The organism is Roseomonas sp. 18066 (assembly GCF_902706185.1).
Taxonomy (GTDB): Bacteria; Pseudomonadota; Alphaproteobacteria; order Acetobacterales; family Acetobacteraceae; genus Pseudoroseomonas.
Genome location: NZ_CACSJM010000164.1, coordinates 1 through 12,153 on the forward strand (window position 1 = coordinate 1; position 12,153 = coordinate 12,153).

The 12,153-nt window shown below is 71.2% G+C and carries 12 protein-coding genes; 6 read left to right on the forward strand and 6 right to left on the reverse strand.

Annotated elements, in window-relative coordinates:
* From GVN67_RS24465 to GVN67_RS24490, 6 genes are all read left to right on the forward strand, one after another.
* Nucleotides 1-2,011: tetratricopeptide repeat protein (locus GVN67_RS24465; protein WP_159999933.1), on the forward strand; the 2,011-nt coding region annotated here is incomplete at its 5' end.
* A 164-nt stretch (nt 2,012-2,175) separates the two neighbouring features.
* On the forward strand, nt 2,176-3,918 hold the full coding sequence (locus GVN67_RS24470) for a flagellin (RefSeq protein WP_159999934.1): 1,743 nt from the start codon (nt 2,176-2,178) through the stop codon (nt 3,916-3,918).
* A 156-nt stretch (nt 3,919-4,074) separates the two neighbouring features.
* Entirely contained in the window at nt 4,075-4,542 is a 468-nt protein-coding gene (locus GVN67_RS24475; RefSeq protein WP_159999935.1) for a flagellar biosynthesis regulator FlaF, read from the forward strand.
* Nucleotides 4,542-5,051 carry a flagellar biosynthesis repressor FlbT gene (locus GVN67_RS24480; RefSeq protein ID WP_159999936.1) on the forward strand — a complete coding sequence of 170 codons (510 nt, stop codon included), beginning with the start codon at nt 4,542-4,544 and terminating at the stop codon, nt 5,049-5,051. Before GVN67_RS24475 ends, GVN67_RS24480 begins: the two co-directional genes overlap by 1 nt.
* A 62-nt stretch (nt 5,052-5,113) precedes the next feature.
* Nucleotides 5,114-5,431, forward strand: a complete 318-nt coding sequence (locus tag GVN67_RS24485) for a hypothetical protein (RefSeq protein WP_159999937.1) — start codon at nt 5,114-5,116, stop codon at nt 5,429-5,431.
* The gene (locus tag GVN67_RS24490; protein ID WP_159999938.1) at nt 5,428-6,597 is read left to right on the forward strand and encodes a DUF1217 domain-containing protein; all 1,170 of its coding nucleotides are present in this window, start codon (nt 5,428-5,430) and stop codon (nt 6,595-6,597) included. Before GVN67_RS24485 ends, GVN67_RS24490 begins: the two co-directional genes overlap by 4 nt.
* 3 nt (nt 6,598-6,600) lie before the next feature.
* On the opposite strand, the gene GVN67_RS24495 is transcribed toward GVN67_RS24490, so the two are convergent.
* From GVN67_RS24495 to GVN67_RS24520, 6 genes are read right to left on the reverse strand one after another with little or no spacing between them, the layout of a single operon-like run.
* Nucleotides 6,601-7,842, reverse strand: coding sequence for an ATP-grasp domain-containing protein (locus GVN67_RS24495; protein WP_159999939.1), 1,242 nt, complete (start codon nt 7,840-7,842; stop codon nt 6,601-6,603).
* On the reverse strand, nt 7,839-8,600 hold the full coding sequence (locus GVN67_RS24500) for a hypothetical protein (RefSeq protein ID WP_159999940.1): 762 nt from the start codon (nt 8,598-8,600) through the stop codon (nt 7,839-7,841). The genes GVN67_RS24495 and GVN67_RS24500 overlap by 4 nt, the downstream gene beginning before the upstream one ends.
* 5 nt (nt 8,601-8,605) lie before the next feature.
* Nucleotides 8,606-9,277 carry a bifunctional 2-polyprenyl-6-hydroxyphenol methylase/3-demethylubiquinol 3-O-methyltransferase UbiG gene (locus GVN67_RS24505; protein WP_159999941.1) on the reverse strand — a complete coding sequence of 224 codons (672 nt, stop codon included), beginning with the start codon at nt 9,275-9,277 and terminating at the stop codon, nt 8,606-8,608.
* Complete coding sequence (locus tag GVN67_RS24510; RefSeq protein WP_159999942.1) at nt 9,274-10,002, reverse strand: amidohydrolase family protein; 729 nt, start codon at nt 10,000-10,002, stop codon at nt 9,274-9,276. Before GVN67_RS24510 ends, GVN67_RS24505 begins: the two co-directional genes overlap by 4 nt.
* The gene (locus GVN67_RS24515; RefSeq protein WP_159999943.1) at nt 9,999-10,949 is read right to left on the reverse strand and encodes a hypothetical protein; all 951 of its coding nucleotides are present in this window, start codon (nt 10,947-10,949) and stop codon (nt 9,999-10,001) included. The genes GVN67_RS24510 and GVN67_RS24515 overlap by 4 nt, the downstream gene beginning before the upstream one ends.
* Complete coding sequence (locus GVN67_RS24520; protein ID WP_159999944.1) at nt 10,946-11,971, reverse strand: hypothetical protein; 1,026 nt, start codon at nt 11,969-11,971, stop codon at nt 10,946-10,948. The genes GVN67_RS24515 and GVN67_RS24520 overlap by 4 nt, the downstream gene beginning before the upstream one ends.
* Nucleotides 11,972-12,153: the final 182 nt, after the last annotated feature.

The following is a 12,153-nucleotide window of genomic DNA, read 5'->3' on the forward strand; positions in this document are numbered from 1 at the left end:
GTGGTGGCGCATCGCCCCCTTGCTGCAGGCGGCGATGCGCCACCACCAGGCCGGCGCCCTGGCCGAGGCCGAGCCGCTGTACCGCGCCATCCTGCGGCGCGAGCCGCGCCAGGCCGATGCGCAGAACCTGCTCGGCCTGCTGCACTACCAGCGCGGCGAGCATCCGGCCGCCGTGGCCGCGCTGCGCCGCGCGGTGATGCTGCGGCCGGGGGCGCCGGAGTACCACCGCAACCTCGGCATGGCGCTGCGCGCGCAGGGCCTGTTGCCGGAGGCGCTGGCCGCCTGCCGCCGCGCCGTCGCGCTGCAGCCGGATTCGCCTGAAAGCCAGTTCAACCTCGGCAATATCCTGGCCGAGCAGGGCGAGGCCGCGGGCGCCGCCGCCGCCTTTCGCGCCGCCGTGGCGCGCCAGCCCGGCTTCGCGGCGGCGCGGCTGAACCTGGCGCATGCGCTGCTGCTGCTGAAGCGCGCGCCGGAGGCCGAAGCCGCGCTGCGCCCGCTGCTGGCGGCCGCCCCCGGCCATCCGCAGGCGCTGTACAATCTCGGCCTGTCGCTGATGCCGCAGGAGCGCTGGGCCGAGGCCGAGGCCGCCTTCCGCGCCGCCCGCGATGCCGGCGCCGAGGCCGCGGGCCTGGCCGCCAACCTGGCCATCACCCTGCAGGAGCAGGAGCGCTGGCCGGAGGCCGAGGCCGCCTGGCGCGCGCTGCTGGCCAGCGACCCGGCGCAGCCCGAGGCCTGGTTCGGCCTGGGGCTGGCCCTGCAATGCGGCGCGGCGGCGGAAAATGCCGCGCGCCGCGACGCCGCCGCCGAGGCCTTCGACCGCGCCTGCGCGCTGCGCCCGGATTATTGCGACGCCTGGTACAACCTGGCGCATCTGCGCCGGCAGCAGGGCGCGCTCGACGCGGCGCGCGCGGCGCTGGATCGCGCTTTGGCGCTGCAGCCGGAGGATGCCTCGGCGCTGACCAACCTGGCCAACCTGCTGGCGCTGCAGGGCTGGCCGGAACAGGCGCTGCCGCTGGCCCGCCGCGCCGCCGCATTGCTGCCGGACGACCCGCTGCCGCGCACCAACCTGGCCCGGCTGCTGCTGCTGCAGGGCCATTATGCCGAGGGCTGGGACGCCTATGAGGGCCGGGTCCGCGAGGAGGCCGACGCCCATTACGATTTCGGCCTGCCCGCCTGGGACGGCGCCGCTTTGCCCGGCGATGGCCGCGTGCTGGTCTGGCGCGAGCAGGGCATTGGCGACGAGGTGATGTTCTGCGCGCTGCTGCCCGAGCTGCTGGCCGCCGGCCACCGGCTGACGCTGATCTGCGACCGCCGCTTCGAGCCCGCCTTGCTGCGCGCCATGCCGGAGCTCCGCTTCCTGCACCGCGCGCCGCCGCCGCCCGAGATCCGCGCGCAGATCTCGATGGCCAGCCTGCCGCGGCTGTTCCGCCGGCGCGAGGCCGATTTTTCGGCCAACCACGCCTATCTTGCCGCCGATCCGGCGCGGCGCGACGGGCTGCGGGCGCGCTACGACAGCGGGCCTGGCGACAGGCTGGTCGGCCTGTCCTGGCACACCGCGCATCCGCGCAGCGGCTATCGGCGCAACATCCCGCTGACCGATTTTGCGCCGCTCTTCGCCTGTCCCGGGCTGCGCTGGGTCAGCCTGCAATATGGCGATCCGGACGCGCTGGCGGCCGAGGCGAAGGCGGCCGGGCTCGACCTGCGGATCGACGCCGCGGTCGATCCGCGCGCCGATCTCGAGGCGGCGCTGGCCCAGGTCGCGGCCATGGACCATGTCGTCAGCATCGACAATTCGGTCGCGCATTTCGCCGGCAGCCTGGGCGTGTCCTGCGACCTGCTGCTGCCGCTGGCGCCGGACTGGCGCTGGCAGACGGCGCGCGCCGACACGCCCTGGTATCCGTCGCTGCGGCTGCACCGCCGCGGCCATGGCGAGGACTGGCCGGCGCTGCTGCGCCGCGTTGCCGCCCAGCTGCCCCAGGGGCTGCCAAGCGCGGTTGCGCGAAACGGTTGAGTCATGGCTTCAAGACAGGGCGAATCCGGCACAAATCAGTCTTGTGGCGGCATTTCGGACGATGCTAAAAACGCGCGTCGCTGCCGCCCGGAAAGGGCCATCCCGCCGCGATAGCCGCGTCAGAAGGCGCTTCCCGGAACCGGAACCCTCGAAGGGCGCATTTCATGGTCAGCTCGATCCTCACCAACAATGGCGCGTTGACGGCGCTGCAGTCGCTCAAGATCACGCAGCGGAACCTGCTGGAGACCCAGAACCGCATCTCCACCGGCCTGAAGGTGGCCACCGCCAAGGACAATGCCGCGACCTGGGCCGTCGCCACCTCGATGCGGTCCGACATTGCGAATTACAAGCAGGTGAGCGAGAATCTCTCGGTCTCCTCTTCGATCCTGAAGACGGCCGAGACGGCGGCGACCTCGATCTCCGACCTGGTGGAGACCATCCGCACCAAGGTCAGCTCGGCGCAGAACCCGGCGGTCGACAAGGCGCAGGTGCAGGCCGATATCGACGCGGCCCTGGCGCAGATCAGCAGCATCGCGGCCTCCGCCTCCTTCAAGGGGGTGAACCTGGTCAACAACACCGACACGCAGCGCGTGCTGACCTCGGTGAACCAGCAGGATGGCGTCTCGACCGCGGCCTATACCAATGTCGTCAGCCGCAACCTGGCGATCGAGGATGGCTCGACGCTGTCCGAGCTGAAGAACCTGACGGTGCTGTCCCGCGCCGACCAGACCTTCGTCAACACCAATGACGGCACCGAGAAGATCACCCTGACGGTCGGCGCGACCATCGGCATCAACAATGGCAACGAGCTGGACTTCGCCTATATCGACAGCACCGGCACCGACCGCACGCTGACCGTCAAGGTCGGCAAGAACATCACCGACATCCAGACGCTGACCGAGTATCTGAACGCCGACAAGGGCTTCAGCGCGCTGTTCCAGGCCGACCGCATCTATTCGGCCGGCACCACGCTGTCGACCAACAGCATCACCATCAGCGCCAAGGATCGCGACGCGGTCGAGGCCTTTGGCTCGACGGTCAGCGCGGCGACCACCTATTCCAGTGTGCTGACCATGTCGGCCGGCACCGGCGCGATCGGCACCGGCTTCTCTGGCGTCACCTCGCTCGATGGCGGCGTGCGGCGGCTCGATGTGAACTTCACCGATGTGCCACTGCAGCTCGGCGATACCTTCGAGATCAAGGTCGCCTCGACGCTGACCAACAATGATGGTGCCGAGACCGCCATCTACAAGCTGAAGGTCGTCTCCGACGACTACACCACCGGCCAGCTGCTGGTGGGCGACAGCGCCTATAGCAACAACGACAATGTCTATGTCATCGCGGTGGCCGCCAGCGAGGTGACCAACCCGAATATCTCGGGCATCGACATTGCCAATGCGCTGAGGAATGCCCTGACCACCGGTGCGGCCAATGTGGCGCTGACCGGCGAGGGCGTCGGCACGGCCGCGACCGCCGATTTCGTCTCGGCGACCAATGCCACCACCACGACCAATGCGGTGGCCGGCGAAAGCTTCGGCGTCTTCGTCGATGCCGTCACCGGCAAGCTGTCGATCCTCAGCGCCTCCGGCGTGGCGGACCAGCTCTTCTCCTTCAACTCCTCGAAGACCGACTACCAGACGCTGCTCGACAAGATCGACCAGGCGACGCTGGATGTCGAGAATGCGGCGGCCGCCTTCGGCACCGCCGGCACGCGTATCGACCTGCAGAAGGACTTCCTGGACAAGCTGGTCGATACGCTGACCACCGGTCTCGGCGCCCTGGTCGATGCGGATATGTCGGAAGAGGCCGCGCGGCTGCAGGCGCTGCAGGTGCAGGAGCAGCTGGGCACCCAGGCGCTCTCCATCGCCAACCAGGCGCCGCAGAGCATCCTGTCGCTCTTCCGCTAAGCGAGGAGGGGCGCGGCGCAACGCCGCGTCCCGCGTCGCTGAGGCAGGGGCTGGCCGCAGGGCCCGCCCCCGATCGGCCTGCCCCGAAGGGTCGCTTCCCGGTTCGCGCCGGCGGGGCGGCCCTGACGGGTCCGTCGCTGACCGAGGAAGAATCCGATGCTGACCGCCGCCCAAGAAAGCCTCCCCCCCGCGCCCCTGCACCGCCCGCGTGGCGCCGCCACGGCCTATGGCTCGGTCATCCGGGGCACCGAGGATCCGCGCGACATCGAATACCGGGTGCTGGCCCGGGCCACCGCGCTGCTGGAGGCGGCCAGCCTCGAGGGTGCCGGCCCCACCGCCCTGCCCGCCGCCATCCACGAGAACCGTATGGTCTGGACCGCCTTCGCCGCCGACCTGGCCGGCGAGGAGAATGGCTGGGACCTGGTGCTGAAGGCGCGGCTGCTGTCGCTGACCCGCTGGGTCTTCGCCGAGAGCGAGCGGGTGCTGCGCGATGGCCGCAGCCTGCGCGCGCTGTGCGACGTCAACCGCGCGGTCATGGCAGGGCTGAAACCGGACCGCACGCCGCCCGCGCCGCCCGGCCCGCGCGCCGTCATCCCCGAGGCCAGCAGGACGGGACCTGGCTGATGTCGCTGATCCTCAAGCTGGCCCCGGGCGAGAGACTGTTCATCAATGGCGCCGTCGTCACCAATGGCGACCGCCGCGCCTATCTAATGGTCGAGACCAAGGCGCAGATCGTGCGCGAGAAGGACGTGCTGCTGCCCGAGGATGCCTCGACGCCGGTGCGCCGCGCCTATTTCGCCGCCCAGAACGTGCTGCTGAACGCGCAATCCTCGCTCGGCAGCATCGATGCCTTCCTCGAGCAGATCGCCTGCCTGCGCGGCGTCTTCCTCAAAGCCGAGCATACCGTGCTGCTGGACGAGGCGGAGCAGCAGATGCGCCAGGGCAATACCTACCGGGCGCTGGCCGCGCTGCGCGACCTGGTCATGTATGAATCCGTGCTGCTCGAGCTCGATCCGCCGCAGCGCTTCCGCCGCGACGGCACCCCGCGCCCGCCGCCGGCCTCCGAGGCGGCGCTCGGCGAGCGCGCGCTGAGGCACCCGCCGCAGGATGCGAAATTAGGCCGACCTGTATAGCCTGACATGTGCGGGAGAAACCCTCGCCGACCGGCCCAATGCCGAACCCAGGAGCTGTCTCCATGATCGAAGCCACCCAATCGGTGAAGAAGCAGGCGACCACGCCGGAGCCTGCCGCCAAGGGCCCCTCGCGGGCCGAGACGGAGGAGCGGGAGGCCACCAACCCGGCCCCCGCCAGCACCGAGCTGCAGGTGCCCGAGCGCCAGAAGCAGGTGACGCCGCCCAGCCCCAGCTTTGACGTGCGGCTCGACGCGGAGACCATGCGCCTCTACTCCGAGCTGCGCGACCCGGAGACCGACCGGCTGATCCTGCGCCTGCCCGCCGGCTACCAGCCGAGCGACGAGGAGGGCGGGGTTTCGCACCTCTCGACCGAGGCATGAGCATCAACGCGGTCACCATCGGCGTCCCCACCGGCATCGCCGGCTGGAAGCTGCTGCAGACCAAGACGCCGGCCGACTTCAAGGCCTTCACCAAGGATCCGCTGCTGCAGCGCGACATCGCCTATCTGCGCGAGACGCTGCCGACCAAGCTGACCGCCAAGGATATGCTGGCCGACCGCCGGCTGCAGACCATGGTGCTGAAGGCCTATGGGCTGGACAGCCAGGTCGGCTTCGACGCGCTGATGCGCAAGGTGCTGGAGAGCAACCCCGACGATAACACCTCCGTCGCCGCGCGCATGGTCGACTATCGCTATCGCCAGGTCGCGGCGGAGCTGAACTATGGCGGCCTCGGCATCCCCGAGATCCCGGCGGTGCTGTCCAGCACGACGCTGCAGATGGAAGGGGTGATGCGGGGCCAGGAATTCACCCGCTTCAGCGGCACCATGGGCGGGGTGAAGGTGACGAATGTCGACATCGCCGGCCTGACCCGGCGCACCGACATCGCCGCCACCCTGCAGGCCGCCTTCCAGAAGGCCGATGGCGGCAACAAGGACATCACCGTCCAGGCGCTCGGCGTGAAGATCATCTTCAGCGACGCGAAAGGCCGCGGCAAGGGCGACTTCACCTTCACCGCCGATGAGAACAGCACGGCCCGCGCCTACCTGCTGTCGGAAAGCGCCGGCAGCCAGGTGGTGCCCGCCAGCGGCGGCACCAAGGTGACCGACAGCGCCACCATCGATTCGATCGTCGCCAAATACACCCAGGCGCGCTTCGAGGAGAGCCTGGGCGAAAGCTCCGACAGCCTGCGCCGCGCCGTCTATTCCAAGCGCCTGCTGCCGCAGATCACCAACTGGTACAGCGTCATCGCCGACCGCAACCTGGCCACCGTGGTGCAGGCGGCGCTCGGCCTGCCCGACAGCTTCGGCCAGATCGATGTCGACCGGCAGAAGGTGATCCTGGAGCAGCGGATGGACATCAAGGATTTCCAGGACCCCGCCAAGCTCGGCAAGATCATCGAACGCTATGTCGCCAAGAGCAGCATCGAGGAAGCCAAGGCCTTCGCCAGCAGCAGCCTGGCCAGCCTGGTGCAGCCCGTCTATTGGGGCCGCGACAGCTTCGATGGCAGCGCCGGCGCTGCCCTGCTTTCCACCGTCATGAGCCGCTGAGGGTCACGCCAGCGGGCAGGGCAAGGGCGGCAGGCTGCTGCCGTCGGCATAGGTCAGGCGGATCTGCCCGGCCAAGTCTTCGGCCAGGGCCACGGCGCCGCCACCCGGGGGCGTCACCACGCCGAGCAACCCGCTGCGCTGCGAAGTCCAGCGCAAGGGCAGGATCACCCCATCGGCCGGCAGGAAGATCTCGGCCGCCAGCACGCCGGGGTGGTCGCGCACCGCCGGCGGGATGTCGACAGTCGCCGCCACGCCCGGCGGGAACAGCAGGAAACGGAAGCAGGCCTCGGCCTGCAGCGGCAGCGCCGGCGGCAAGGGCGAGTCGAGCCCGCAGGCGCGGCGACATTCGGCCAGGAAGGGATCGGCGCCGCCCACCGCCCCGGCCAGATCCGGCGTCAGCCCGCCGCCGCAGCGCATCGCCAGTTCGATCGGGCGCAGCCCCGCCGGCGTCGCGGCAAATTCGACATGGCTGCTGCCGTCACGAAAATCCAGCGCGGCGCAGAGCGCGGTGATCATCGTCTCGGCCGCTTCCCGATGCGCGGCGGCGGCCGCGTCGTACTGCACGGCCAGGTCGACGCAATAGGGCTCGGGCGACTTCACCTTGCGGCCGATGGCGACGACCCGGGCGCGGCCGTCGCGCAGCACCGCCTCGGCGGAGAATTGCGGGCCGGGCAGCAGCGCCTCGGCCAGGACGGCGCTGCCCGGCAAGCCGCCGGCCAGGGCGAAATCATGCGCCGCGGCCAGGGCGTCGGCGCCGGCGACGCGGCTGACCCCGCGCGAGCCGCCCGGGCTCAGCGCCGGCTTCAGCACGATCGGATAGCCGCCCAGCGCCGCGACCAGCGGCGCGGCGTTCACCGGATCGGGCATCAGGGAGAACGGCACGGCCCAGGGCGCGGCGCGCGCCGCCCAGGCTTGGCGTTGCGCCAGCTTGCTCAGGCCCTGCGCGATGACGGCAGGGTTGGCGGCGCCCTTCAACCCCAGCCGGCGCCCGAGCCGCGCCGCGGCCAGGGCCTGCACCTCGTTGCTGCCGACGATGCCGTCGATGCCGCCCAGCGCCGCGATGCCGGCCGCCAGCCCGTCCAGGTCGTCCGGCGCGACCCGCAGCGCCGCATCGGCCACCGCGAAGCCATGCGGCTGCGGCAGGTCGTCGGCGACAACGGTGAAGAAGCCAGCAGCACGGGCGGCGCGGATGCGCGGCACATTGCCCAGCGCCGCGCCCAGGATCAGCAGGCGCGGCGCGGTCATCCGCGGCCGAGATCGGCGGCGTCGGCGATCGAGGCCTCGCCCTGCAGCTTGTTCACCGCGAAGACCCCCGACCAGCGGCCGCGGAAGGAAAGCCAGTCGCTGGGGGCGCCGGGATCGATGGTCTCGATGCCATGCGGCTGCTGCGGGTGGAACCAGACGACATCGCCCGGGGCGAGCGCGGCATCGACCGGGCGCAGCACGCCGGCGGCATCCTGCAGCACCAGCCCGCCGGCGCTGTAATCGGCGCCGAAGCGCGACAGCACCATCAGCGGCACCGCCGCCTGGTGCGGCCCGACCGGGTCGCGATGCAGGTTCATGCAGCCCTCGCCCGAGGGGTAGAAGTGGAACAGCATGCGGGCGATGCTGCCATCCTCCGGCGCGCGGCCCAGGTATTTCTCCGGCGGCGCCCCGGCCAACAGGTTGCGCAGCCGGAAGACCGGCGCCATCAGCCGGAAGACGTCGAAAGGATCCTGGTTCCAGGGATTGAAGGAAAACTGGTGGTAATTGGCGCGGACGAAGGAGCGTTCGTCCCAGCGGTTGACCCGATGCGCGTTCGGCGCCCCCGGTGTCAGCGGCACATAATTGGGCAGCGAGGCGCGGCCGACCCCGGCCAGCCATCCGGTCAGCCGGGCGACCAGCCCAGGGTCGACGACGCCGCGGCTGACGCCGACCTCATGCGCCGCGATGCGCGCCTGCAGCGCCGCGCGGCGCCCGGCATCGGCCTCCAGCAGGGGCAGCGGATCCATCTCGAACAGCATCGGCGTCAATCCTCAGGGGGCGGCGGATCGACCAGCGCCTCGGACCCCAGGAAGGCCGAGGTCTCGGCGCGGAAATCCTGGCGCAGGTCGACGATCAGGGTGAATTCGAAGGGCATGTAGTCGTGCCGCAGCAGCACGCGGCGCGAGAAGGCCAGGCCCTCGGCCAGCATCGCCGCCGGGTCGGCGTAATGCAGATGCGGGTAGCGGCGCTCGGCGGTGGTGGACATGAAGTTCACCGCCAGCCCCATCGTCGCCGCGGCCCGGAAGCGCAGCAGCATGCGGTGGATGAAGCTGTCGCTGTCGGCCAGCCGGTGGTGGAACAGGCCGGAGGCGACGACGATGTCGAAGCGTCCCGGCGCCCCCGCCAGGTCCCAGTCCCAGACCCGCAGGTCGCGGTCGGGGGCGGCGCGGCGGCCGGTCTCGATCAGCTCGGGCGACAGGTCGATGCCGGTATAGGCGACGTCCCGCCCGGTCGCCGCGCAGAAGCTGGCCAGGTCGCCGAAGCCGCAGCCGACATCGAGCACGGAGATCTTCGCGGCCGGCCAATGGTCGAGCAGCGCGGCATAGCGCAGCCGGTGCTGCCGCTTGTCCCAGCCGAGGCTGCGCGGGTCATGGCCGAAGCGCCGCAGCCGCTCGGCATAGCGCGCGCAGTTTTCTTGCTTTTCTTCCGGCCTCATGCGGCGTCCCGATGCAGGAAGCGGCGCAGGTTTCCACCCAGGATGTTGTCGCGCTTCTCGGCGGCCAGGCCAGGCAGCAGGGCGTCGAAGCGCGCCAGCACCTCCGCCGGCGCGTAATCCGGAAAGTCCGAACCAAGGCAGAGCCGCCGGTCGAAGCTACGGGCGAGAAAAGAAATGTCGAGATCGATCGAGCTGCCGGCGTACTTCATCAGCGTGAAAGAAAGATCCAGCAGCACGCCCGGATTGGCGCGGGTGAACTCGGCATGGCGCAGCAGGTCGACGCCGCCGCCATGCAGCAGCACCAGGCGCAGACCAGGCGCCTCGGCCAGGGCCTCGGTCAGCGCCGGCAGCGGATCGGGTGGCAGGCGCTGGGCGGCCGGGGCGAAGGCATAGCTGCAGAAGAACACCGCCAGGTCGCGCGCCGCGGCACCGCGGAAAATGTCCGGCAGATGCCGCATCACCCCGGCGCCGCAGGCGCGCGGATGCAGGTGCAGCCCGGCCACGCCGAGATCGCGCAGCGCGTCCAGCATCGCCTCCACCGGGGCCTCGGCGGCGGGCCAGGCGGGGATCGGCAGCAGGCCAGGGAAGCCGCGCGCCGCCTCGACCAGCAGCCCGGGCGAGACGCCGGGCATGCCCTGCAGGCAGCCGCCCGTGCCCCCCGCCGCGGCCAGCGCCGCCGCATAGGTCTCGGGCCGGCCGCCGCCATGGCTGTCGAAGAAGCTCATCCGCCCCAGCCCGGCGGGATGGCCAGAAAGCCGATCCCCGCCCGCCCATAGCCATTGCCCGCATAGAACAGAAAATCCTGGCCGCCGGCGCGCAGGATGCGGGGATAGCATTGCATCCCATCGTCCCAGTCGCCGGCGGGGATTTCCACGGGTGCAGGGTGGCGGCGGAAGCGGCCAGCACCTTCGGCGGTGCCCAGGAACAGGCGGTAGCGGTCGCCGCGGGCGGTGAAGAAAATCCGCTCCGGCGCGCGGCCCCAGGGGGCGGGGGCGCCCAGCGCATATTCGCGATCATCGGCCAGCGGCACGGCGACCTCGCCGGGGCGCTGCCAGTCCAGACCGTCCGCCGACCAGCCGGTATGCAGGTGATAGCGGTGCCGCAGCCCACCATCGGGCACCTCGGCCCATTCCAGGAAGCTGGTGTAGAGCATCCGCCAGCTTCCGTCGGAACAACGCTGCACGGCGCAGGAGCCATGGCCGATCGGCTCGGCATCGCTGGCGGGCAGCAGCGGCGCGCGGCTGTGGCGGCAGAAGCTGTCACCGCCGTCGCGGCTGACGGCGAGGCCGATCTGGTTGCGGAAGGGCACCGCGCCGCCCAGCCGCTGCCAGCCGACGTAATACATCCGGAGTGCGTCGTCGGCCTCGACCAGCCAGGGATAGCCGGTGCCGTCGGCATCGAAGCAGCCGGGCGCGCCGAGGCTGAGCAGCGGGCCGTGCAGCCCGCGCAGCGCCGGCGCATGCCCGGGCGCGGGCGGGCCGTCGAAATCCAGCCGGCCGATATGGCTGCGCCCCCCGGCATCGCGGCCGCCGAGATAGAGGCGGAGTTCCCCCTGCGGCCCGAGCCAGGGGCAGAAGGCGCCGAGGCCGCCGGCCATCCACCAGCAGCCTGGCCAGGGCCGCAACAGCAGCCGCCCGGCCGGCAAGGGCGGCAGGATCGGCAGCGGCGTCATGGCAGGGCGGTGGCGGCCCGCGCGGCGCGCAGGCTGGCGGCTTCCTCCACCGCCTCCCGCGTCAGCCGGGCGACGGGAGGATGGGCGGCGAGGGCCAGCAGCAGGGTCAGCGGCGCGATGCGGCGGGCGGCGGCCACCTCCCGCACCAGGGCCAGCCCGTCGGAATGCAGCCCGGCGAAGCCCATGCCGGCATCCTCCGGCGCGATCTCGATCGGCCCGAAGATCGGCAATATTTCTTCCTGGGACATCCGGCCGAGCGCCACGAAGTCGCCGGGCACCACCAGCCCGGCCCGGCGGGCGGCAAGAACAAAAACCTCGGTCGCGGCATTGCCGGCGCTGCGGCCGACGCCGCGCAGGGTGCAATCCACCGTCGCGGCCCCGGCTTCCACCGCGGCCAGGCTGTTGGCGATGGCCAGGCCCAGATTGTTGTGGCCGTGGAAGGCCAGGCCCGCCGTGACCTCGGCCCGGGCGGCGGCGACCATGGCGGCGACCTGGCCGGGCAGCAGGGCGCCGGCGGAATCATAGAGGCCGACATGCTGCGCCCCGCCCTCGGCCATGCGCAGCGCCGCGCGGGCGAAGCCATCCGGCCCGACCATGGAGGCTTTCAGCAGGCTGGCATGGGTCTCGAGCCCGCGCCGGCGGCCTTCGGCGAGATAGGGCAGCGCCTCCTCCGCGCGCAGGAGGTCGATGCCGACGCGCAGGATGTCGAGGCCCAGATCGGCCGCCCGCCCAATATCCTCCAGCGCCGCGATGCCGGGGATGGCCAGCGCCGCCATGCGCGCCCGGTCGAGCGCGCCGCGCCCGGCCCTCAGATAGGCCTCGTCGCTGTCGCCATCGGGGGAGAGGTGTTTCGCCGGGGCGCCGAGCCCCAGCCCATGGCCGAGCTCCACCACCGGCATGCCGGCCGCTTCCAGCCCGGCCGCGATGCGGGCGGTCTCGGCGGCGGAGAAGCCCTGCGGCAGGCGATAGGCGCCGTCGCGCAGGGTGCAGTCGATGACGCGGATCGCGCGGAAGTCGGACATGCCTGCACCCACCTTCTGTGGAGCGCCATCGCGCGGCGCCGGACTTTCCCTCCTTCTAGGTAGTGAACTCATAAAGCTTGCGGTGTTCGGCGTGCCCTGATTCAAAGCTCCAGATGGTGAGGAGCGTCAGATGGCCCGGTTCGACCTGACCGAGAGCGAGTGGTCGATCATTGCCCCGCTGC